This is a genomic window from Olsenella urininfantis (assembly GCF_900155635.1).
Classification (GTDB): Bacteria; Actinomycetota; Coriobacteriia; order Coriobacteriales; family Atopobiaceae; genus Olsenella_G; species Olsenella_G urininfantis.
In genome coordinates this window covers 605185-627441 of record NZ_LT732540.1, presented here as the reverse complement: position 1 = coordinate 627441, position 22257 = coordinate 605185, and the positions used below count along the sequence as shown (strand labels likewise).

General features: G+C 66.7%; 16 protein-coding genes, 3 tRNA genes and 1 pseudogene. 15 read left to right on the top strand and 5 right to left on the bottom strand.

What is annotated here, in order from left to right:
* Positions 1-58: 58 nt before the first annotated feature.
* A complete protein-coding gene (gene priA / locus CZ375_RS02805) occupies positions 59-2362 on the bottom strand; it encodes a replication restart helicase PriA (RefSeq protein ID WP_200799679.1) in 2304 nt (767 codons plus the stop codon).
* Positions 2363-2473: 111 nt separating this feature from the next.
* Here priA and CZ375_RS02800 point away from each other — a divergent pair, with 111 nt between their 5' ends.
* Positions 2474-2797, top strand: a complete 324-nt coding sequence (locus CZ375_RS02800) for a rhodanese-like domain-containing protein (protein ID WP_077597789.1) — start codon at positions 2474-2476, stop codon at positions 2795-2797.
* Between the two features lie 88 nt (positions 2798-2885).
* On the opposite strand, the gene metK is transcribed toward CZ375_RS02800, so the two are convergent.
* Both metK and CZ375_RS02790 read right to left on the bottom strand, forming a co-directional pair.
* Entirely contained in the window at positions 2886-4148 is a 1263-nt protein-coding gene (metK, locus tag CZ375_RS02795; RefSeq protein ID WP_077597788.1) for a methionine adenosyltransferase, read from the bottom strand.
* Between the two features lie 126 nt (positions 4149-4274).
* Positions 4275-5024: a TetR/AcrR family transcriptional regulator gene (locus CZ375_RS02790; RefSeq protein WP_159438349.1), complete on the bottom strand. Its 750-nt coding sequence runs from the start codon at positions 5022-5024 to the stop codon at positions 4275-4277.
* A gap of 200 nt (positions 5025-5224) precedes the next feature.
* Between CZ375_RS02790 and CZ375_RS02785 the strand changes: the two genes are divergently transcribed.
* From CZ375_RS02785 to CZ375_RS02750, 8 genes are all read left to right on the top strand, one after another.
* Entirely contained in the window at positions 5225-7966 is a 2742-nt protein-coding gene (locus tag CZ375_RS02785; RefSeq protein ID WP_077597786.1) for a YhgE/Pip domain-containing protein, read from the top strand.
* The gene (locus tag CZ375_RS02780; RefSeq protein ID WP_077597785.1) at positions 7963-10191 is read left to right on the top strand and encodes a YhgE/Pip domain-containing protein; all 2229 of its coding nucleotides are present in this window, start codon (positions 7963-7965) and stop codon (positions 10189-10191) included. The genes CZ375_RS02785 and CZ375_RS02780 overlap by 4 nt, the downstream gene beginning before the upstream one ends.
* A gap of 375 nt (positions 10192-10566) precedes the next feature.
* A complete protein-coding gene (gene gltX / locus CZ375_RS02775; protein ID WP_077597784.1) occupies positions 10567-12069 on the top strand; it encodes a glutamate--tRNA ligase in 1503 nt (500 codons plus the stop codon).
* A 169-nt stretch (positions 12070-12238) separates the two neighbouring features.
* Entirely contained in the window at positions 12239-13807 is a 1569-nt protein-coding gene (gene sdaAA / locus CZ375_RS02770; protein WP_077597783.1) for an L-serine ammonia-lyase, iron-sulfur-dependent, subunit alpha, read from the top strand.
* A 54-nt stretch (positions 13808-13861) separates the two neighbouring features.
* Positions 13862-14383, top strand: coding sequence for a cysteine hydrolase family protein (locus CZ375_RS02765; RefSeq protein WP_077597782.1), 522 nt, complete (start codon positions 13862-13864; stop codon positions 14381-14383).
* 250 nt (positions 14384-14633) lie between these two features.
* A tRNA-Gln gene (locus tag CZ375_RS02760) sits at positions 14634-14707 on the top strand.
* Positions 14708-14729: 22 nt separating this feature from the next.
* Positions 14730-14805, top strand: a tRNA-Glu gene (locus CZ375_RS02755).
* Positions 14806-14827: 22 nt separating this feature from the next.
* Positions 14828-14903, top strand: a tRNA-Glu gene (locus CZ375_RS02750).
* 128 nt (positions 14904-15031) lie between these two features.
* Here the strand turns inward: CZ375_RS02750 and CZ375_RS02745 are convergent.
* Positions 15032-15556, bottom strand: a complete 525-nt coding sequence (locus CZ375_RS02745) for a hypothetical protein (protein ID WP_159438348.1) — start codon at positions 15554-15556, stop codon at positions 15032-15034.
* A 400-nt stretch (positions 15557-15956) separates the two neighbouring features.
* Between CZ375_RS02745 and CZ375_RS08465 the strand changes: the two are divergent.
* The 4 genes and pseudogenes from CZ375_RS08465 to CZ375_RS02730 form a co-directional block, all read left to right on the top strand.
* Positions 15957-16025: pseudogene (locus CZ375_RS08465) on the top strand (DNA cytosine methyltransferase); the annotation flags it as partial.
* 34 nt (positions 16026-16059) lie between these two features.
* On the top strand, positions 16060-16449 hold the full coding sequence (locus CZ375_RS02740; protein ID WP_159438347.1) for a recombinase family protein: 390 nt from the start codon (positions 16060-16062) through the stop codon (positions 16447-16449).
* Between the two features lies 1 nt (position 16450).
* Positions 16451-16717, top strand: a complete 267-nt coding sequence (locus CZ375_RS02735; RefSeq protein WP_077597780.1) for a hypothetical protein — start codon at positions 16451-16453, stop codon at positions 16715-16717.
* A gap of 215 nt (positions 16718-16932) precedes the next feature.
* The gene (locus tag CZ375_RS02730) at positions 16933-17295 is read left to right on the top strand and encodes a hypothetical protein (RefSeq protein WP_077597779.1); all 363 of its coding nucleotides are present in this window, start codon (positions 16933-16935) and stop codon (positions 17293-17295) included.
* 121 nt (positions 17296-17416) lie between these two features.
* On the opposite strand, the gene CZ375_RS02725 is transcribed toward CZ375_RS02730, so the two are convergent.
* Positions 17417-18817 (bottom strand): CCA tRNA nucleotidyltransferase, encoded by a 1401-nt coding sequence (locus CZ375_RS02725; protein WP_077597778.1) that lies wholly within the window; start codon positions 18815-18817, stop codon positions 17417-17419.
* 540 nt (positions 18818-19357) lie between these two features.
* Here CZ375_RS02725 and CZ375_RS02720 point away from each other — a divergent pair.
* The gene (locus CZ375_RS02720) at positions 19358-20707 is read left to right on the top strand and encodes a C1 family peptidase (RefSeq protein WP_077597777.1); all 1350 of its coding nucleotides are present in this window, start codon (positions 19358-19360) and stop codon (positions 20705-20707) included.
* Positions 20708-20758: 51 nt separating this feature from the next.
* Positions 20759-22210 (top strand): C1 family peptidase, encoded by a 1452-nt coding sequence (locus CZ375_RS02715; protein WP_077597776.1) that lies wholly within the window; start codon positions 20759-20761, stop codon positions 22208-22210.
* The last annotated feature ends 47 nt before the right edge of the window (positions 22211-22257 follow it).

Sequence of the window (22257 nt, the reverse complement as noted above, 5' to 3'; positions counted from 1 at the left end):
GAGCTAAGACTACCCAAACTGCGACCGCGAGAACAGTTGTCTGGCACAGACCCGAAGCCTACATGGTGTCAAAGGCATCCACGTCCAAGGCAACGCTCACGCCCCTGGGCACAGGCACCTCTGCCATGCAGGACGAGAGCAGCGGGCCCAAGTCGCTCTCCATGGGCGCCTTGACCAGGATGTGACGCCTGGCGCGGTCCTTGACCCGGGCCTTGAGGCAATCCGTCGGCCCCAGCACCTCCCAGCCGTCATGACCCTCCACGCGCACCCTCAGCTCCCGGGCGATATCATCGCAACAGGAGCGGACGTCGGTGGCGCTCCTGCCCCAGACCAGCACGTTTGCCAGGCGGGCGAAGGGTGGGTACCCGCCCTCCCTGCGGTCGGCGAGCTCGCTCTCGAGGAAGAGCTCGCGCCGGTGTTGGACCACCGCCTGAATGGCGGGGTGAGACGCCCAATAGGACTGGATGATGACCTCTCCAGCCCTCCCGCCCCTGCCCGCACGACCCGCGACCTGCTCGAGAAGGTCGAAGCTGCGCTCTGCAGCTCGGAAGTCGGGAAGCTTGAGCGTGGTGTCCGCGTTTATCACGCCGACGAGCGTGACCTCGGGAAAGTCCAGCCCCTTGGCGATCATCTGGGTGCCCACGAGCACCGCGCAGTCGGCGGCGTCGAAGCGCTCGAGCAGGCTCTGGTGGGAACCCTTCGCCCGGGTGCTGTCCGCGTCCATGCGAACCACCTCGACGTCTGCGGGCAGGAGCATCCTGAGCTCGTCCTCCACCCTCTGGGTACCCACGCCGTAGGCGCCCAGGTAGCGGCTTCCGCAGTTGGGGCAGCGCGTCGAGGGGTCAGGGAAGGCCCTCTGGGGCCAGCTGCGCCCGCAGCTGTGACAGACCAGGGCGTGCCCCCGCTCGTGGTAGGTGAGCGCAGTCGAGCAGTGCGGGCACTCGGGAACGCAGCCGCACTCCCGGCACATGAGGAAGTTGGCAAAGCCACGCCTGTTGAGCAGCAGCACGGCCTTCTCGCGGCGTTGGGCCACCCCCTCGAGGGCGCTCATCAGGGGCGCCGAGAAGAGGGAGCGGCGGCCCGTGGCGAACTGCTGCGTCATGTCCACCACGCTCACCCGTGGGAGAAGGGCCTTGCCCGGGCGCTCGGGCATGACGGCACGCGTCCAGCGGCTGCCCCCAAACCCACCCAGGTCGCAGCGCAGGAGGCTCTCCAGCGAGGGAGTGGCAGACCCCAGCACCAGGGCGCACCCGCGCAGGCGGGCAAGGCGCGCCGCGACCTCCCGGGCATGGTAGCGCGGAGAGCTGTCCTGCTTGTAGGAGGACTCATGCTCCTCGTCGATGATGACGAGCCCCAGGTCCAAGAGGGGTGCGAAGAGGGCCGAGCGCGCGCCAACCACCACGCGCGCAACGCCTTGGCGGACCAGGTCCCACTGGTCGAAGCGCTCGCCCGCAGAGAGGCGCGAGTGCAGCACCGCCACGAGGTCGCCGAAGCGCGAGCGGAAGCGGCCCAGCGTCTGGGGGGTGAGCGATATCTCGGGCACAAGCACGATGGCACCCTTGCCCGCGGCGAGGGCGGACTCGATGGCGGCAAGGTACACCTCGGTCTTTCCCGAACCCGTCACCCCGTCCACGAGGACCACGTCTCCCGAGCGCGCCTTGCGGGCGCGCTCGATGGCAGCGAGCGCGCCCTGCTGGCCGCTCGTCAAGCGCTCCGGGCGGACGGCCGCAGCCGAGGAGAGCGTGGTCTGTTCGGCCGCGCGCAGGCGGCGACGCTCCTCGACCAGCACCACCCCACGCCTCTCCAGGGCGCTCACCGCGGCGGAGGCTCCGGGAAGGGTGGCAGAGAGCTCCGCCATGCGCAGCGCCCCGTCCCGGAGGGCCTCGATGACCATGCGCTGCCTGCTGGCATTGGCCCGCGGGACAAAACCTTCGGCGCCCTCGGCCAGACGCACCCACCGCTCATCCACAGGCCCGCTCTTCTCGCAGACCAGCACCCAGGGGCCGTCGGGGCTGTCCCGGCGGACGTGCAGGGTCTGGCCAGGCGCCAGGAAGGGTCGCACCGCCTCGGAGAGAGGGCAGGCGTACTCCCGGGCCATCCAGCGGGCAAGGTCAGCCCCCGCCTCGTCGAAGGCGGGGGCTGCCAGCACGCGCGCGACGGGCAGGACGCGCGCAAGGTCAACCCCCTCGGGCGGCTCGTCCGAGACCGCCAGCACGTAGCCCACCACGTCGCGATGCGAGAAGGGGACCAGCACCGTCGAGCCCACCTCGATCTGGCCCGCAAGCCCTTCCGGAACGAGATAGTCGAAGCTGCGACCCAGCGCCCGCGCGGGGATGTCCGGCACGACGGATGCAAAGCGCACGAAAGCCCTCCCCTCCTGCCGCGGCATTCGCTGCGGAAAGCGCCCCTGGACAGGCCGGGTGCCTGCCCCTAGTCTTGTGATTGTAGTTGAGACGCAACGGCTGGGAGCGCCATGGGACTCTTTGGATTCGGCTTCATGGAACCTGACATCAATGCCGAGGTCCAGACCTGCAGGGCCACCGAGGGCAGCCTGCTGGTGGACGTGCGTGACGAAGGCGAGTTTGCCGAGGGCCACATTCCTGGCGCGATCAACCTCCCCCTGCCCCAGGTCCTCGCTGCGCAGGGGCTGCCTCCTCGCAAGGACGTCCCCCTCTGCGTCTACTGCAGGAGCGGGGCCCGGAGCGCCCGGGCCGTGCAGGCCCTGAGGCAGCTTGGGTACGCAGGCGCCCGCAACATCGGCGGCATAACGGCCTGGCGGGGAGAGCTGGAGCCCTAGCCGCCCGCGCGCCCTGCGCCTTGATTCGACGCGTGCCGGGGGCAGAAGCCGCCTCGAGCGGGGCGCCCAGTCCCCCGGAGCACCGTGCCTAAGCCGTCAGCTCTGCCACCGCTGCCCTGAGCTCGCCCGCCCGATCCGTGGCCTCCCAGGTGAAGTCCGGGTCGTTGCGACCGAAATGGCCGTAGGCGGCCGTCTTCTCGAAGATGGGACGACGCAGGTCGAGGTCGCGGATGATGGCGCCGGGGCGCAGGTCGAAGACCTTCTCGACGGCCTGCTCGATCACGTCGTCGGCGATGACGCCGGTGTCGTGGGTGTCCACCATGACGGACAGCGGGTGGGCGACGCCGATGGCGTAGGCCAGCTCGACCTCGCACTTGTGCGCCAGGCCCGCGGCCACGACGTTCTTGGCCACCCAGCGGGCGGCGTAGGCGGCGGAGCGATCGACCTTGGTGCAGTCCTTGCCGCTGAAGGCGCCGCCGCCGTGACGGCCCATGCCTCCGTAGGTGTCGACGATGATCTTGCGACCGGTGAGGCCGGTATCGCCCATGGGGCCGCCGACCACAAAGCGGCCGGTGGGGTTGACGTAGATGTCGGCGCCGTCCCACTTGATGCCCTGGGCGTCCAGGACGGGGGCGATAACGTGCTCGACCATGTCGGCCTTGACCTGGGTCATGTCGGTCACGGAGTCGGCATGCTGGGTGGAGACCACGACGGCCGTGACCTCGACGGGGCGGTCGTCCTCGTAGCGGACGGTGACCTGGGTCTTGCCGTCCGGGCGCAGGTAGGGCACGGTAGCGTCCTTGCGGACGGCGGCCAGGCGCTCGGACATGCGCTGGGCCAGGTAGGCGGGCATGGGCATGAGGACGTCGGTCTCGTCGGAGGCGTAGCCGAACATCATGCCCTGGTCGCCGGCGCCCACCTCGTCGATGGGATCGGTCGTGCGGCCGGCCTGCGCGTCAAAGGACTCGTCGACGCCCTGGGCGATGTCGGGGCTCTGCTCGTGGATGAGGTTGAGGACGCCGCAGGTCTCGCAGTCAAAGCCGAACTTTGCGCGGTCGTAGCCAATGCGGCGGATGGTGTCTCGGGCAATCTTCTGGACGTCCACGTAGGCCTCGGTGCGCACCTCTCCCGCCACGATGACGGTTCCGGTGGTGACGAAGGTCTCGCAGGCGCAGCGGACGTTCTCGACGTTGGCGGGCACGCCGTCGGGAGAGACGTAGCCCTTCTCCTGCAGCTCCGCCTCCTTGGCCAGGATGGCGTCAAGGATGGCGTCGGAGACCTGGTCGCAGATCTTGTCGGGGTGACCCTCGGTTACGCTCTCGGAGGTGAAGTAGTAGCTCTTGTGTGACATGCGGATGCTTCCTTTCTGCTTGCTGTCACCATGTTGGAGCCGGGCAGGTCAGACACCCGGCAGCGTTGCCTTGGTTGGCAAGGGTTTGTTGGGCCGCCAGGCGAGAAGGCCTGCGCAGCCGCAACGCTAACTCGCGCGGTCCAGCCCCAGGCGCTCCTGGGCCTTGGGCGTGCCCATGCCCTCGAAGGCCAGGCGCACGAGCTGCGCGGAGAACTCGTCTGAGTCGGACAGGTCGTTCTCCTCGGGCTGCTCCAGGACGGCGAAGGTGAAGGCGCCGGCGATGGCGATGGCCCCCAGGCGGCTGCTCACCTCCGGGCGCACGAGCCCCTCCTCCTTGGCGCGGTCGAACTGCGCCGAGAAGATGGAGACGATGCGCGCCAGGCGCGTCTCCACGGAGGGCAGGACGGACTTCTCGGTGTTGGAGACCTCCCGGCCCATGGCCAGGGCCAGCGGGCTTCTGGGCCTCATGCCGCACGCGAGCACGCGGGCGATGCCCTCGATGGACTCCATGGCCGAGCTCGCCTTGGCCACGGCGCCCTCGATCTGGTCCACGAGGTCGTCGATGGAGGCGTCAAAGATCGCCTGGACCAGCGCGCCCTTGTCGGCAAAGTAGTAGTAGAGGGCGCCCTTGGACATCTGGCAGCGGGCGGAGACCTCGCTCATCTGGAAGTCGGTGTTGCCACGCTCCACCATGAGCTCGGTGGCGGCTGCCATGATCTTCTCGCGCGTGGCCGCGCTCTTGCGAGTCTTGACACCGCTCCTCAGGCGCGTGGCGCCACGGGCCGCGACAGTCTCTATGCCGTCCTTGGCCGCCTCGTGCACGGTGCGGATGCCGCGCGCTATGTCCTCGGTCACGTCCTTGTCTAGAAGGCTCATGAGACTCTCCTCCACCATCGTTTGACTTGGACCAGTCTAGCATTCCGTCTTCATTTTTGAGCTTATTTCAAAAAACTGGACACAGGCGTTTAGAAATGCCTGCACCTTGGTAAATTGAGATGCGGTCGAATACGTACCAAAGCAACTGCAAGGCAGGTGGGGCGCGCCCCCACATACATATTAGAGGGAGAGCGAGGCCGGTGAGAAAGGCATTCCAGATATTCAAGAGGGACCTCAGGAGGCTCCTCAAGAACCCCGTGGCCGTCATAGTCACCATTGGCGTGGCAATCATCCCGTCCCTGTACGCGTGGTTCAACATCCTCGCAAACTGGGACCCCTACGAGAACACCTCCACGGTGCCCATCGCCGTCGTCATAGACGACGAGGGCGCAAAGGTCGGGGACATGGGCCAGATCAACGCCGGTGACATGATTCGCGAGCAGCTGGAGGAGAACACCCAACTGGGCTGGACCTTCCTCGACTCCGAGGACGAGGCCGTGGAGGGCGTGCGCAGCGGCAGGTACTACGCCGCCTTCGTCGTGCCGTCCGACTTCACCGCCTCCCTGGGAGACATCGTCGACGGCGACGTCAGCCCCGCCCACATCTCGTACTACGTCAACGAGAAGGCCAACGCCGTGGCCCCCAAGGTCACCGACACCGGCTCCACCACCCTGGACAACGAGATCACCGGCCAGTTCCTGGAGGTGGCGGGCAAGACCGTCATCGAGAAGCTCCAGGACGCCATGGGCGGCGCCGCCACCAAGGCCGACGAGACGCGCGACACCGTCGTCACTGACCTGCGCGACGTCTCCGGCACCCTGGCCGGCCTGGCCGACGGCCTCGACGGTGCCCAGGGCACCCTCGCCGACGCCCGCGTCACCGTGGCCCAGGCCCGCGCCACCCTGCAGGACCTCTCCGGCAGCGCCACGCGCGTCTCCGGCAGCCTGACGGACGCACTCGGCACCCTCTCCGACACCCGGGCCAAGGCCACGAGCCTGGCCGCCCAGCTCTCCGGCGCCCTCGGCAGCGGAGCCGGCTCCCTCTCCGGCATCTCCGCCGACGCCAACCACGCCATCGGCCAGGTCACCGGCAGCATCGGCTGGGCCCAGGGCAAGCTCGACGGCGCAATCTCGCAGGCGGGCCGCGTCTCCGACGACACGCTCGGCAGCCTCGCCACCTCGCTCGGCCGCGTCTACAACAAGGTAAGCGCCCTTCCCGACGGCACCCCGGACAAGGCCGACGTCCTGGCCGGCCTGGACGACGCCATCGCCCAGGTCAGGGCCACCCAGGCCGACCTCGCCGGCAAGGTGGACGCACTGAAGCAGGTCTCCTCCGACATCAAGGATGCAAACGACACCGTGGGCGGCCTCGCCGACGGCGTGAACAACGCCATCCAGGGCGGCGCCTCCAGCCTCTCTGGCCTGCAGCAGCAGGTCTCCGGCACCACCATGCCCGCCCTCTCCGCCGTCCTTGACGACGTGTCCGCCGGCGCCGGTCAGCTCGCCGGCGGCGCGGCCGCCCTCTCCCCCATGCTCGACCAGGTCGACGCCACCCTCTCCCAGCTGGACGGCATTCTCGCCCAGTGCGCGAGCTCCGTCGCAGGCGCCGCCGCCTCCGTCAGGGACGCCGGCCAGAAGGTGGGGTCCCTCGCGAACGACGTGGCCGCCATCGAGGGCCTGCAGACCGTGGGCGCCGTGAGCACGGTCCTGGACCTTGACCCCGAGGACGTGGGCACCTTCCTGGGCTCTCCCGCCCAGCTCGTCACCGAGTCTGTCTTCCCCGTCGCCAACTACGGCAGCAACGTCACGCCGTTCTACACCAACCTGGCCCTGTGGGTGGGCGGCTTCGTGCTCGTGGCCATCTACAAGCTCGAGGTCGACGACGAGGGCGTGGGCGACTTCAAGCCCTGGCAGGGCTTCTTCGGCCGCTGGCTGCTGCTCAACCTCATCGGCCAGCTCCAGGCCATCATCTGCTGCGTGGGCGACCTCTGCCTGGGCATCCAGTGCGTCTCTCCGGTGGCCTTCGTCTTCGCCGGCATGGTGGAGTCCTTCGTCTACGTCTTCTTCATCTACGCGCTCTCCGTGGCGCTCAAGCACATCGGCAAGGCGCTGGGCGTCCTTCTCGTCGTGCTGCAGATCCCGGGCGCCTCGGGCCTCTACCCCATCGAGATGCAGCCCGAGTTCTTCCAGGCCCTCAAGCCCTGGCTGCCCTTCACCTACGGCATCAACGCCATGCGCGAGTCCGTCGCCGGCTTCTACGGCTGCTACTACGCCCAGAACCTCGGCATGCTGCTGGTCTTCCTCATCCCAGCGCTTCTGGTCGGCGTGGCGGCCCGCAGGCACCTGCTCAACATCAACGCGCTCTTTGACCGCCGCCTTGCCGAGACGGACCTCATGATCTCCGAGCGCACCGACATGGAGGGCGCGCGCTTCCGCCTCTCCACCATCGTCAAGGCCCTTATGGACTCCGGCGGCTACAAGCGCACCTTTATGGCCCGCGTGGCCCACTTCGAGCTGCGCTACCCCGTCTACGTCAAACGCGGCTTTGCGGCGCTCATCATCGTGCCGCTGGCCCTCACGGCGCTCATGTTCGTGCTGCCGGCCAAGTTCGGCCTCATGATCGTCTGGGTCATCTCACTGGTGGTCATCTGCACCTTCCTTATCGTGGTGGAGTACCTCCACAGTCGCGTGGGCCAGAAGACCACGCTTGCCGACATGTCCCGCGAGGAGCTCTACGGCCTGCTGGACACCGAGCTCAAGGAGGAGTTCATGGCCTTCGCGCCCCTGGAGAAGATCAGGCTCGACCGCGAGGCCGAGCGGGACAGCACGCCCGGCCCGGCAGACCCGCTGCCCGACGCCCCCACCATGGCCGGAAGGGCCGCGGCCGACAAGGGCGCAAGCGCCCAAGACGGCGACGGCCAGAAGGGCGGTGAGGACCGATGAGGAAGATCTGGGAGCTCATCCGCTATGACGCCAGGCGCGTCTTCACCAACGTGATCAGCCTCGTGGTCTGTGTCGGCATGATCGTGGTGCCCTGCTTCTACGCGTGGTTCAACATCGCGGGCAGCTGGGACCCCTACGGAAACACCAAGAACCTCAAGGTGGCCGTCGCCAACTCCGACGACGGGTACGCGAGCGAGCTCATCCCCGTGAGCCTCAACATGGGCGAGCGCATGACCTCAGAGCTGCGCGAGTCCGCCTCCATCGGCTACACCGTGACGAGCGAGGAGGACGCCGTCGAGGGCGTGCGCAGCGGCAAGTACTACGCCGCCGTGGTCTTCCCCGAGAACTTCACGCGCAACCTTCTCTCCGGCTTTGCCGACAGTGCCAGCGCGCCGCGCGTCTCCTTCTACCAGAACGACAAGGAGAGCGCCATCGGCAAAATCGTGACCGGCAAGGCCTCCACCGCCATCCAGCAGGACATTGACGAGTCCTTCGCGCACGCGCTCACCACCGTGGGCGGCGGCGTGCTGGACGAGCTGGTGGACTACCTGGACGACGAGCACATGACCGAGCTTGCCGGCAGGCTCGACGGCGCCATCGACGAGGCCCAGCGCGGCCTCCAGGACACCGCCTCGAGCGTGCGCGGCTTCGAGGACATCCTGGCCTCCACCCAGACCCTGCTGGGCAGCGGCGCCGACGCCTCCACCGGTTCCCTCTCCGCCACGCTGGCGGCCGGAAACGGCCTGCGCCAGAGCGCCGGCGACGTCCGCGGCCTGGGCACCTCCGTCGACGGGACCGTGGACGCCGTGAACTCCGCCCTCTCGGACGGCGCAGCCGGCCTCTCGGGCGTCTCCGACCAGATCGAACACGCCTTCGAGCTGGCCGGCACCCAGACCGACAAGATGGCCGACGGCCTTCGCCAGGCCGCCGGCGCCGTGGACGCCAACGTCTCCGGCCTGAACGAGCTTCGTGACAAGCTAGCTAGCGTGGACGACAAGCTGCGCAGCGCCGACGAGAGCCTGCCCGAGGACAGCTACCTGCACGACGTACTGCAGCCCCTCATCTCCTCCGTGGGCGCCCTGAAAGACAGCGTGTGCGACGCCATCGACGGTCAGACCGAGCTCTCCGCCCAGCTGACCAAGACCGCCGACGACCTGGTTGCCGGCAAGGCCACCGCCGAGGCCGCGCGCGCCCAGCTCCAGGGCTCCGTCCAGGCGGCCAAGGACGCCCTAGGCAGCGTCCAGGACGCCTACGAGAAGGACGTCCGCGGCAGCCTCGGCAACCTGGCCAACACCCTGGAGTCCGCCGCGGGCGAGGCCGACGGCGTCTCCGCCAGCATCTCCGCCACGCTGAGCTCCCTGCGCGGCACCGCCAACTCCGCCGCCTCCAGCGTGGCCGAGGCCGCCTCCGGCGTTGCCAGCGGCGCCCAGTCCCTGGACGAGGCCGCGGCCATGCTGGGCGAGCTCCACGGCAGGCTCTCCGCCGCCCTGGCCTCAGACGACGTGGCCCAGGTGAGGAACATCCTCGCAAGCGGCCCCGACAGCCTGGCCGAGTTCATCTCGGCCCCCGTCACCGTGGACCGCACGGCCGTCTACCAACTGGACAACAACGGCAGCGGCATGGCGCCCTTCTACACCACCCTGGCCATCTGGATCGGCGGCGTGGTGCTGTGCGCCCTGGTCAAGGCCAACCCCAGCGAGAGGTGCATGGAGCTCCTGGGCCTCAAGCCCAGCCAGGCCTACCTGGGACGCCTCGTCTTCTTCGTGGTCCTGGCGCTCATGCAGTCCACGCTGATCCTGCTGGGCGACCTCTACTTCCTGCAGGTCCAGTGCGCCAACCCACTGCTGTTCCTGCTGGCCGGCTGGGCGGCGTCCTTCGTCTTCGTCAACATCATCTACGCCCTGACGGCCTCCTTCGGCGACGTGGGCAAGGCCGTCTCCGTGCTGCTCATGGTCATCCAGGTGGCCGGCTCCGGCGGCAGCTTCCCGGTGCAAATGCTGCCGGAGGGCTTCCAGGCAATCTATCCCTTCCTGCCCTTCGTGCACTCCGAGAACGCCATGCGCGCGGCCATGTTCGGCCTCTACGGCAACGACTTCTGGATGGAGCTGGGGCTGCTGCTCTCCTACGTGGTGGTCTCGCTCGTCATCGGCCTAGGGCTGAGGAGACCCGCGCTCACGCTCACCGAGTGGATGGAGCGCAAGCTCGAGTCAACGAAAGTGATGTAGGGACGCCGGCGTGGGGCGCAACGACCCCGCGACAACGGCCTGACCGCGGGAGGCCCCCTTTTCGCCTGCAAGCTACGCTTCGCAAAGAGCTTGCCGGGCGAGAAGGGGGCCTCCCGCTCTGTTGGCTTTGTCACGCAACCGCAGCACCGCCGCCGGCTCGGGCATCGGGGGTGCCTTTATTAGGGTCGGGAGGACGTTGAGCCGAGAAATGCGGGCGTTGGCAGCGATTCCCCGCCAATGCCCGCATTTCTCGGCTCGGGACGTCAATTGTGCCATTAGCCCCATCCCCAATGGCACGTCAGGGCGGGAGGCACTTCTCGCCTCGCTATACTTATGAACCGTATGAAGATAGGAACCCAACGAGGAGGAGACTCCATGGCAGACAAGCCCGTGCGCGTTCGCTTTGCGCCGTCCCCCACCGGCAAGCTCCACGTGGGCGGCGCCCGCACCGCCATCTACAACTGGGCCTTTGCCCGCGCCAACGGCGGCACGTTCATCCTGCGCATCGATGACACCGACCCCACCCGCTCCACTGACGAGAACACCCAGATCATCTTGCGCGCCATGCGCTGGCTGGGCCTTGACTGGGACGAGGGTCCCGAGGTCGGCGGCGACTTTGGCCCCTACGCCCAGACCGAGCGCCTCGACCTCTACAAGCAGGCCGCCCAGCGCCTCTGGGACGAGGGCAAGGCCTACCCCTGCTTCTGCACGCCCGAGAAGCTCGCGGCCGACCGCGCCGCCGCCCAGGAGCGCAAGGACCCCTTCCAGGGCTACCAGCGCACCTGCCGCGACATGGACCCCGCAGAGGCCCAGCGCCGCATCGACGCTGGCGAGCCCTACGTCCTGCGCATCAAGGTACCCCTCGACCGCAGCGACGTCATCGTCCACGACGCCGTCCACGGCGACGTGACCTTCAACGCCCGCGAGCTGGACGACTTCATCATCTTCCGCTCCGACGGCACCCCCACCTACAACTTCGCAACCGTGGTGGACGACGCCATGATGGGCATCACCCACATCATTCGCGGAGACGACCACCTCTCCAACACCCCCCGCCAGGTGATGGTCTACGAGGCGCTGGGCGCTCCCACCCCCACCTTCGCCCACATCTCCATGATCTTGGGCCCCGATGGCAAGAAGCTCTCCAAGCGCCACGGCGCGACCTCCGTGGAGGAGTACCGCGAGCAGGGCTACGACGCGGATGCCTTCGTGAACTACCTGGCCCTGCTTGGCTGGGCGCTTGACGGCGAGACCACCATCGTCCCGCGCGACGTGCTTGCCAGCCGCTTCTCGCTGGACCATGTGAGCAAGAACCCCGCGACCTTCGACTTCAAGAAGCTCGACTGGATCCAGGGCCAGTACCTGCAGGCGATGAGCGACTCGGAGTTCGCCCAGAGGCTGCTCCTTCCCCAGTTGCATCAGGCAGGCCTTGTCAAGGACGACCCCGAGGCCGCCTACATGGTCAGCAGCCACTGGTTCGACCTCCTCGCCAGCATCCTCAAGCCCCGCACCACGCTCGCACCCGAGGTGGTGGAGAAGTCTCGCTTCCTCTTTGCGGGAGAGGGGCTCGAGTTCGACGAGAAGTCCGTCGAGAAGAACCTGGCCAAGGACTATGCCGCCACGGCGCTGGCTGCGGCCTGCGAGGCTCTCGAGCAGATCGGCGAGGACGAGTGGACCAGCGCCGCCATCGACGCCGCGCTGGAGGTGCTTCCCGAGAGGCTCGAGATCAACAAGCGCAAGTTCTACGGGGCCGTGCGCGTCGCCGAATGCGGCAATCAGGTCTCTCCCCCCCTGGGCGAGTCGCTCGAGCTCCTGGGGCGCAACATGACCCTGGCTCGCCTTGAGCGCGCGATGCCGCTCTGCTCCCAGGGCGCCTGATCTGCCGACAAGACCGCTCATTGCATGAGCAGTGGGGCCTCTCCGCTCGCAGGGAGAGGTCCCACTTTCGTTTTGCCCGCTCGCGGGAGGGGAAGCATCGACGTATCATCATCTGGGAACATCACGCTCAAGCCGCGCCGGCGCCACGCCTACGCGGGATGGGAGACATATGCAGACCTCCGCCTTCGAGATACTGGGCCCCGTCATGGTGGGCCCCTCCTCGTCGCACACTGCCGGCGCTCTGAGGATCGCCCTCGTCGCCCGCTCCCTCGGGCCCGAGAAGGTCAGCCACGTTGACTTCACGCTGTTCAACTCGTTCTCGCACACCTACAGGGGCCATGGCAGCGACCGAGCGCTCCTCGCCGGCATCCTGGGGCTCTCCCCCGAGGACACGCGGGTGCCGCGCTCCTTCGAGCTCGCGCGCGAGGAGGGGCTCAGCTGGTCCTTCGTCGAGGGGCCTGATGACGCGGGGCTGCACCCCAACACGGTGCGCGTGACCATGCGCGGCGAGGGCGGGCAGGAGACCTCGGTCACCGGCGAGTCGCTGGGCGGAGGCCGCATCCGCGTGAGCTCCATCGACGGCGTCCACGTGGAGATGAGCGGCGACTACCCCACGCTCTTCGTCTCGCACCGCGACCTCCCGGGCGTGCTGGCCTCCCTCACGGGGGCCCTCTCGCGCGAGAGGGTCAACATAGCGACCATCCGCACCTACCGCAAGCAGCGCGGGGGTCGCGCGTCCACCGTGTTCGAGCTGGACGAGACCATAGGTCCCGAGCTCCTGGCGCAGCTGAGGGCCGCGAGCAACATCTACAGCGCAAGCGTGGTGGACATCCCCGGGGCGGCAAAGGCCACCCCCGACACTCAGCTCGGGTGCGGCTTCGACAATGGCGCCGAGCTGCTCGCGCGCTGCGACGAGACGGGCCTCTCCATAGGCGCGCTCATGCGCCGGCGAGAGCTCGAGCTCGAGCCCGGGACGAACGTGGACGCGGGCATGGCGCGCGTGCTCGAGGTCATGCGAGCGGAGACCAAAGAGCCCCTGGAGACGCCCGTTGCCTCTTTGGGAGGTCTCCTCGGCGGGCAGGCGCGCGACGTGGACCAGGCGGCGGCCCGTTGGGCATCACTGCTCATGGGGATGACCCTCACGAGGGCCGTGTCCTATGCCATGGCCGTCCTCGAGCGCTCCGCGGCCATGGGCGTGATCGTTGCCTCCCCCACCGCGGGCTCGGCGGGCGTGGTGCCCGGCGCCGTGCTCGCCGTTGCGGAGGAGGTTGGTGCTACGGACGAGCAGGTGCAGGAGGCGCTCTGGTGTGCCTGCGCGGTGGGGGCCATCGTGGCACGCAACGCCTCCGTCGCGGGGGCCGAGGGCGGCTGCCAGGCGGAGGTGGGATCGGCCGCGGCCATGGCCGCGGCGGCCGTGACCCAGATGCTGGGAGGAGGCCCCAGGCTGGCTCTCTCCGCAGCCTCGACGGCCATCGCAAACCTCCTGGGCCTCGTGTGCGACCCGGTGCGCGGGCTGGTGGAGTACCCCTGCCAGAACCGAAACGCCATCGGCGTGGCGGACGCCATCAGCGCCGCACAGCTGGCCCTCTCGGGCGTGCTTGACCCCCTCCCCTTCGACGAGGTTGTCGGGGCCATGAAGTCCGTGGGAGACAGCCTTCCCTCCACGCTGCGCGAGACCGCGCTAGGAGGGCTTGCGGCGGCGCCTTCCGCCTGCAAGATCTGTGGCCGCTGCGGCTAGCTGCGCAAGGGCTTGGGACAAAACGCTTGGAAAACGCTTGGAAAGGACGCTGACTTGAAGGACATACTCGTTGTGGTAGACATGCAGAACGACTTCATCGACGGCGCGCTGGGCACGCCCGAGGCGCAGGGGATAGTCGAGCGCGTGAAGGAGAAGATACGCCTCTACCAGCCCGAGGACGTCTTCGCCACACGTGACACGCACGAGGCCGACTACCTCGAGACCAGGGAGGGAAGGCTGCTTCCCGTCGAGCACTGCATCCGTGGCAGCGAGGGCTGGCAGATCAGACCTGACGTGACGGAGCTCCTTGACGAGAGCCATGTGGTGGACAAGCCCAGCTTCGGGTCGCTCGAGCTTGCACGGATGCTGGGCAGGCTGGGCGAGAAGGAGCCGCTGCGCATAGAGCTGGTGGGGCTCTGCACGGACATCTGCGTGGTGTCCAATGCCCTCCTGCTGCACGCGACGCTTCCCGAGGCCGACATTGTGGTGGACAGCCGCTGCTGCGCGGGCGTGACGCCCCAGAGGCATGAGGCCGCGCTGGAGACGCTCAGGTCCTGCCAGGTAGAGGTGCTCTAGGGCTGACCCGGGCGGGCCCTGCCGCAAAGTGCGGGTTCGGAGTGTTTCTCGAGGTAGACTTGGCGAGAAAACACCCCGATCTTCCCTGGGGCGTCGCCTCGGCCACCCCGACCTCCCCTCTCGCTGCCAGGGAATCAACGCTCGGTCATGGGCAGGAAATGTGAAGCAAAGTTCTTTGGCGTTTCCACTTGCATCCCCCTTTTGTTTCCCTTATAGTTCATTCTCGCGCTGAAGCGCACAACACTGTGATTGGGACGTCGTCTAACGGTAGGACAGCGGATTCTGGTTCCGTCAGTGGGAGTTCGATTCTCTCCGTCCCAGCCATGTGTTGCCTGGCACAGAGCATGGCCCGTTCGTCTAGCGGTTAGGACGCCGCCCTCTCAAGGCGGAGATCACCAGTTCGAATCTGGTACGGGCTACCATCTGTTCCCTTCAGGCGCCTTTGGCCCGTTCGTCTAGCGGTTAGGACGCCGCCCTCTCAAGGCGGAGATCACCAGTTCGAATCTGGTACGGGCTACCAAAAACTTCGCAGGTCATCGGTACAATCCGGTGGCCTGTTTGTTTTTATGTAGGCCATCTCTCCTCCCCTCTAGGACACAATCAGGACACAACGGAAACCAGGACACAATTGAGGACACAATACGGCTTCTAAGCCGCCATCCTCAGTGGATCTTTCTCAACCAGTTTACCGGCGGGTGGCTGGGAGAGCAGGTTTCCGATGAGCAGAGCTGCCTGCTCGTCATTCTCGGGCACAATGTAATCGCCCTTGTCAGAGCAGCAGACCGGCGTCTCGCGCTTCTGCTCCTTGCAAAGCAGGTCGAACTCCTTGCGATGGAGCTTCTTCCGCGCCTTCAGGTGCTCGACCGTCTTGGCATCGATGTTGAGCTGACACTGGGGGCGTCTGGGACGCTGCTGGGCTTCTGGGCCGTGCGGCGCGCGTGAGAGCTGCTGCGTGTGCAGCCGAGATAGGCTGGCTGGTGGCTTGCAGTGGCTGCCGCCGTGACCGTTGCCGTGAGGTCTATGCCGCCCACGCTGGACGATGGACCGGTTGTGCGCGACGGAGTGAGTGACGGTAGCAGACCGGACGGGCACGCGTAGGGTGTACGCCGCTGGGCGGGCGTGACGCATGACGGACATGACGCTAAACGACTCGCAGTAGGCCCCGCTGGGCATGGACGGCCGGGCTGCGGACTACCCGCAACAACGTAGCGCGCAACCGGGCCGGCGGCCAAGGTTGGTGGCATAGAAATCTTCAAACGTCACAATGGCGAAAACGATGCGCGTGAGCCAATCTCATCTTTCAGCCCAGCTGTCCTTCTCGTGGTACAAGCTTGGGAAATGAAGCGGTTAATATTTCTGTCCGGGATGAAGTACATACTCGCAGGCGCTCTTCTCTCCTGGCCGTGATTCCGGGAGATTGAGCGTTGACGGCAAAGGGTGTGGCAAGCAACGTGCGGCAACTGGTGTCATAGTTAGCTTGCAGGAGAAGGTATAGGTGGGTATTTTGTGCAGCTATGCAAACGGAACTGGGGGGGTAGTGGCGCTGAGCGCTGGCGGGGAGCATAGCGTTCGCATGGCAGCCGTTGATCTGTTCTCAGGTTGCGGCGGTATGTCTCTTGGCTTCAAGAATGCGGGGTTTAAGCTACTCGCCGCATACGACAACTGGAAACCTGCGCTTGACGTCTACAACCGCAACTTCGATAGCGCGTACCTCGCTCGGCGGCTGCGAGCTCGTGCGCGACCTCATGGAGCGCGGCGTGACGGTGCGGGTGCTCAACATGGGCACCGTCGAGGACACCCCCATGGGGCGCATGATGCTGACCGTCATGTTCGCCATGGCCGAGTTCGACCGCGACATGATCGTCCAGAGGCTCGCCGAGGGCATGGAGGTCGCGCGGGCCAACAACCCCGACTTCCGCATTGGCCGCAAGCCCGTGGAGTACGACGAGCAACAATTTCGCGACCTCACGAAAATGGTCGATAGCGGGGAAATCACGGCCAAGGAGGCTTGGGAGACGTTGGGAGTCGGCAAGACCACGTGGTACAAGCTCAGGAAGGCAGCTTGAGATGCGACTCAGCCAAGACGGCCTCTTCGACAGGCCGGTTACGAACCCCTACTTCCGCTCCATGGCGAGGCAGGTCAGGCTTTGCCCCCGTTGCGGGCACAAGACACGGCTCGCGGGCACGCTCAACCCCGATGCCGCCTACGAGGCGTGCGACGACTGCGGCCTCTTCACCACGCTCGTAGCGCCCGAGTGGGCGAGCGACAAGAGCCAGCCCAAGCCGACGTTCACCGTAGTGGAGGGCGGCAGGACAGACCAGCCGACAGGCTAATTCGATTAGTTCTAGTCTGTGGATTACACTAGCCCGGTCTGGGGAGGCGGGACCCTGCCCCGCCTCCAGCGGCGCGGCGCGCGGGCCGGAACATGCGCGCGACTGGCCCCGTGGCTTCGGCTGAGGGACTTTTTTGTTGCAGAGAGCAAACGAGCGCCAACTGAGACGGACTGGGGGCACATCCACCGGACACGCCCTCGCACCCCTCCCGGCTCATGCGCCTGTGCCGCGAGCTGCAATGGTTCGAGACCAGCGCCGAGGCCGAGTTCCTCAGCGTCTCGATGCCCCCGCGCACGGCGAAGAGCTCCACCGTCTCGATGGCCTCGATATGGCACATGGGGCGAAACCCCAAGCCGCAGAACCTCGTGACGGCGCACTCCGACGCGCTGACGCAGCACTTCTACGAGCAACTGCTGGAGTTCGCGAGCGACCGGCGATACCGCTTCCGCGAGATATTCCCGGGCTCGCCGCTCGTGTGGCAGTCGGCGGAGTACGAGTCGTTCTCCCTCAAGGAGAGGAACAGCTACCAATCGTGTGGCATATCTCTTCCAGCCGTTCACGCGGGAGCTGATACTTGATTACCAAGGGCATGTGAACATATTCGCGAAATGACACTTCTTTGAGTTACACAGGAGTTACCTTCCGAGATATCCAAAGACATTTTTTGCGGATGGAGTCCACGGACATTTGCCCGAGCCCCTACCCCCTCAGGCGGATGGCGGCGAGCAGCTGCTCGCGCTCGTTGGGCAGGTCCCCGTTTACCACGGACGAGAGCAGCCCGTCCAGGATGATACCCACGCCGGGACCTGGGGCAATGCCCGTCTCGGCCATGACGTCAGCCCCGCTCACGGTAAGGTCGCGCAGCTTCCAGACCGCGCCCGACGCCAGCTCGCGCCTGAGCGCCATGGTGACCTGATCGACCTCCACCGCATACCGCGCCGCAGCGGGGGTCTTGGAAACCGCGTCCGCGCGCTTGAGGTCTATGAGCGCGAAGCAGAGCTCTCTCGCGCGGCCCGGGCAGGCCTTCTCGAACTTGAGCAGGGTGCGCCTGATGGAGCGCCCCGATGCCATCACCATGTGGTCATGCAACCTCACCAGCGTGCGCACGGGAAGGACCAGGCTGTTGGGCAGAGAAAGCCTGCGCATGATGCGCTCGGCCATTTTGGCGCCCTGCTGGGGATGCCCGTAGAAGTGGCCCCTCCCCTCCTGGTCGAGCGTGAAGCAGAGCGGCTTCGCGACGTCATGCAGAAGTGCCGCCCAGCGCAGCTCGTCGGAGGCAAGCCCCCCTGTGAACTCCTCCACCGCCTTGCACACGCACGCCGTGTGCTCGAGCACGTCGTAGCTGTGGTAGGGACTTCGCTGGTCGAACCCTCGCATTGCGCGCAGCTCGGGAATCGCATGGAAGAGGGGCTCGCCCGCGTTGAGCAGCGCCCATCCCACGCGGCCGCTGGAGACTATGCCCTCCATCTCCTGCCCCACGCGCTCCTGGGCTATGTCATCGAGCCCGGACGCCGACGCGACGAGCGCCGCATGCGTCGCGGGCTCTATGTCAAAGCCCAGCCTGCAGGCGAAGCGCACGGCCCTCAGCACGCGAAGGGCGTCCTCCTCGAAGCGGAGCCTCGGGTCGCCCACCGCCCGTATCACGCCTCGCGCGAGGTCCGCCCTTCCCCCGAAGGGGTCGAGGAGGCCACGCCGGGGATGGAAGGCCATGGCGTTGATCGTGAAGTCGCGCCGCGCCAGGTCATCTCGCACGTCCGTCACGAAGTGCACCTCGTCGGGATGGCGATGGTCGGAGTAGCTCCCCTCAACGCGATAGGTGGTGACCTCTATGGGACGGGCGTCCACCACAGCGGTCACGGTCCCATGGGCGGTGCCCGTCTCGCGCACGGCGATTCCCGCGGCCTCGAGGCAGGACTTCGCCTGCTGCCAGGGGGCAGAGCTGGTCACGTCCACGTCTTGTGGTTCGACCCCCCTGAGCGCGTCTCGCACCCACCCGCCCACAACCCAGGCATCGAACCCTGCCGACTCAAGGGCATGGATCACCCTGAGAGCGTGGTCGGGCAACTCGTAGAGAGGGGCTTCGGGCGCGAGCAGGCTCATCTTCACGGGACCCTTTCAGGGCGACGTTGCCGGCAATCCTTCGCGGCCGGCGTTTCCAGCAGTATATGCCGTACACGCGCTGTCGTGCCCTCTCGCGCACGACTCGTAGTCAGGGTGTGTGGGTGAAGGCGACGCGTTCGGCCTCCAGACATTGCGAAATGCGCATTCACCCACCCCGAGAGGCGACATTGGTGGACAGACGCGACGTATGCGAGGCCGCACATTCGAAAAGCACGCGTTGGCCCACCTGGGGAGGCCCTTTTGGTGGGCCAACGCGGCATCTGAGGGCCTCCCCAGTGGAAAAGTGCGTATTGGCCCACCCGCAGGCGGGAGGAAGGTGGGTCAGCACGACATCGCAGTCGTCTCTCGGCCGAAGGACGCGCGTTGGCCCACCTGCAGAGCGGTCGCACCGGACAGACGCGCCGGCGCTCAGCTCACGTAACCAACACATGATGTGATGCCTCGCAAGCCAAGAAGTCGCAGCTAGCGTGCTATCCTCGAGGGGCTGAACAACGACAGGACCCCTAAGGAGGGACCACCATGGACGAGAAGAGAAGCGTCACTGTCGATGACCTCGCGAACTCTCGCGAGAACTTCCTCGCCGAGCGTGCCAACATCGTCGCGAAGAACGCCGTGACCTCGGCGGGCCTGCGCAAGGCCGCCCGCGTGCCCGAGGGCGTGGCCAACAACGGCCTGCAGTTCGACATCGACCTCACGCAGGGCGAGCGCTGCGACCAGAAGCACTCGGGTCGCTGCTGGATGTTCGCCAGCCTGAACACCATGCGCTACCGCATCATGAGGAAGTACGGCCTCAAGACCTTCGAGCTGAGCCAGACCTACCCCCTCTTCTTCGACAAGCTGGAAAAGAGCAACTGGTTCCTTGAGAACGTCCTGGACACCCTGGACGAGCCCCTCTCTGGTCGCCTGCTCGCCTTCCTGCTGGCAGACCCCATTGGCGACGGTGGGCAGTGGGACATGTTCAAGAGCCTGGTGCGCAAGTACGGCGTGGTGCCCAAGGAGGCCATGCCCGAGACCGCCTGCTCCGAGAGCACGCGCGAGATGGACAAGTACCTCACGCGCTACCTGCGCTCCTGTGCGAAGCGCCTGCGCGAGAGCGCCGGTGCGGGCTGCTGCGAGGAGGACCTCCTCGCCATGAAGAAGGAGATGCTCGACGACGTCTACCACCTGCTGGTGACCTGCCTGGGCGAGCCTCCCGTGCGCTTTGACGTGCGTCTGCGCGACAAGGACGACAAGCTGGTCCTCTCGGGCAGCTTCACGCCCCAGGAGTTCTTCAAAGAGGCCGTCGCCATGGAGCTCGACGACTACGTCTCCCTCATCAGCGCCCCCACCGCCGACAAGCCCTTCGGCCGTAGCTACACCGTGAGCCGCCTGGGCAACGTGGTTGAGGACGGTACCGTGCGCTACCTCAACCTGGAGCCCGCAGAGCTCAAGCGCGTGGCCATCGCCCAGCTGAAGGACGAGCTTCCCGTCTGGTTTGGCTGCGACGTGGACCAGAGCTACCTCGGCGACGAGGGCATCATGGACACCGCGGCGCTGGACGTGGACACCCTCATGGGCTTTGCCATCGAGGGCAGCATGGACAAGGCCGAGAGGCTCGACTTCGGCGAGTCCGTCATGACCCACGCCATGGTCATCGAGGGCGTCAGGCTAGGCGAGGACGGATCGCCCGAGCTCTGGAAGATAGAGAACAGCTGGGGCAAGGACCATGGCCGCAACGGCTTTGACACCCTCTCCGACGCCTGGTTTGACGAGTACGTCTACCAGGTGGTCGTGGACAGGAAGTACCTGAGCGAGGATCAGAGGGCGGCCCTCGACAGCGAGCCCATCGTGCTCGAGCCCTGGGACCCCATGGGAACGCTCGCCCACTAGGGCAGGCCGAGATTTCATCTCGCACCGCATACCGCAGACGAAAGGAATCACATGTCCGAAGAGGCAATCACCCCCGACTGGAGTCGTGAGCAACACGAGGCCTTCGCCAACTGCCGTGCCAGCCGCATCGCCCGCAACGCCACGACCTCCATGGGCGTCATGGCCGCCGCGCGCGACTACAGCATCATGAGCACCTACACCGACACCTACGGCATCGCCATCCCCAAGGTGGGGGACATCACCAACCAGCGCCAGAGCGGCCGCTGCTGGATGTTCTCCGCCTTCAATGTGCTGCGACAGGAGGCCATGCGCATCCTGGACGTCGACAGCTTCGAGCTGAGCCAGGCCTATGGCATGTTCTACGACAAGCTCGAGAAGGCAAACTCCACCCTCGAGTACGCGATCCAGACCGCCGAGCTCTCCACCGAGTCCCGCGAGGTGGAGTACCTCATGGAGTTTGGCGTGAGCGACGGTGGCTACTACCCCTCCGCCATGAACCTGGTCGCGAAGTACGGCCTGGTGCCCAAGTCCGTCATGCCGGAGACCGCCAGCTCCAAGAACTCCTCCGAGATGAACGACCAGCTCTGGCGTGTGGTGCGCAAGGGCACCATGGCCCTCAGGAAGGCCCATGCGGCCGGCAGGGGCGCAGGCGAGCTGCGGGAGCTCAAGCAGGAGATCATGGCGGACGTCTGGAAGGTGCTTGCGACCTGCCTGGGCGAGCCCCCCATCACCTTCGACTTCGAGCTCAAGGTGGGCAAGGACGCCAAGGTCGATCAGGCTAAGCTCTCCCCCGTCGAGCCCGCCCCCAAGAAGGGCGAGGGCGACGAGGACGAGAAGCCCTCTCTGATCCTTCGCGACTTTGGCATCACGCCCCAGCAGTTTGCCGAGCGCTACGTGCAGGTTGACCCCAAGGGCTTCGTGAGCCTGGTCTCCATCCCTGGCACGCTGCTTCCCTTCGGCAAGGTCTACCACCTCACCCTCACCGATCCCGTGATGGGCGGCATGCCCGGCCTCTTCCTCAACGTCGAGCCCGAGGTGCTGGAGGACGCCGCCGTGGCGTCGCTGCGCGCAGGCTACCCGCTTGCCATGGCCTGCGACGTCATGCAGAAGTTCCCCCGTCACGTCGAGGACTTCAGGTACGTTCTCTCCACCGACGCCATGGACCTCGACGGCCTCTTCGGCGTGGACCTCTCCATGTCGCGCCAGGACATGGTCGACATCCACGAGACCTGCCTCACCCACGCCATGACCTTCCAGGGAGTGGAGCTGGGCGAGGACGGACGCCCCAAGGCGTGGCGCGTGGAGAACAGCTGGGGCAAGGACCAGGGCAAGGACGGCTTCCTCGTCATGAGCGCCGACTGGTTCAACCTCTACGGGGGCGAGGTGGACGTGAGGCGCGAGTTCGTGCCCGCAGAGCTTCTCAAGCTCTGGGACGAGTCCGAGCCCGTGGAAGTTGGGCCCTGGAGCGGCATGGGCCGGGCTCTTGGCAGGCCCCGCTCGTAGCCACGCCGTCCCAAACCGCCTGTGACAAGGGCACCCGCCTTGGCGGG

Bases quoted from the DNA above. Each gene is read 5' to 3' on its own strand.
- sdaAA (WP_077597783.1), top strand. From the start codon at position 12,239: ATGCAGACCTCCGCCTTCGAGATACTGGGCCCCGTCATGGTGGGCCCC.
- CZ375_RS02730 (WP_077597779.1), top strand. From the start codon at position 16,933: ATGCGCCTGTGCCGCGAGCTGCAATGGTTCGAGACCAGCGCCGAGGCC.
- CZ375_RS02720 (WP_077597777.1), top strand. From the start codon at position 19,358: ATGGACGAGAAGAGAAGCGTCACTGTCGATGACCTCGCGAACTCTCGC.
- gltX (WP_077597784.1), top strand. From the start codon at position 10,567: ATGGCAGACAAGCCCGTGCGCGTTCGCTTTGCGCCGTCCCCCACCGGC.
- CZ375_RS02800 (WP_077597789.1), top strand. From the start codon at position 2,474: ATGGGACTCTTTGGATTCGGCTTCATGGAACCTGACATCAATGCCGAG.
- CZ375_RS02735 (WP_077597780.1), top strand. From the start codon at position 16,451: ATGCGACTCAGCCAAGACGGCCTCTTCGACAGGCCGGTTACGAACCCC.
- CZ375_RS02725 (WP_077597778.1), bottom strand. From the start codon at position 18,817: ATGAGCCTGCTCGCGCCCGAAGCCCCTCTCTACGAGTTGCCCGACCAC.
- CZ375_RS02780 (WP_077597785.1), top strand. From the start codon at position 7,963: ATGAGGAAGATCTGGGAGCTCATCCGCTATGACGCCAGGCGCGTCTTC.
- CZ375_RS02715 (WP_077597776.1), top strand. From the start codon at position 20,759: ATGTCCGAAGAGGCAATCACCCCCGACTGGAGTCGTGAGCAACACGAG.
- CZ375_RS02790 (WP_159438349.1), bottom strand. From the start codon at position 5,024: ATGAGCCTTCTAGACAAGGACGTGACCGAGGACATAGCGCGCGGCATC.
- metK (WP_077597788.1), bottom strand. From the start codon at position 4,148: ATGTCACACAAGAGCTACTACTTCACCTCCGAGAGCGTAACCGAGGGT.
- CZ375_RS02745 (WP_159438348.1), bottom strand. From the start codon at position 15,556: ATGCCCAGCGGGGCCTACTGCGAGTCGTTTAGCGTCATGTCCGTCATG.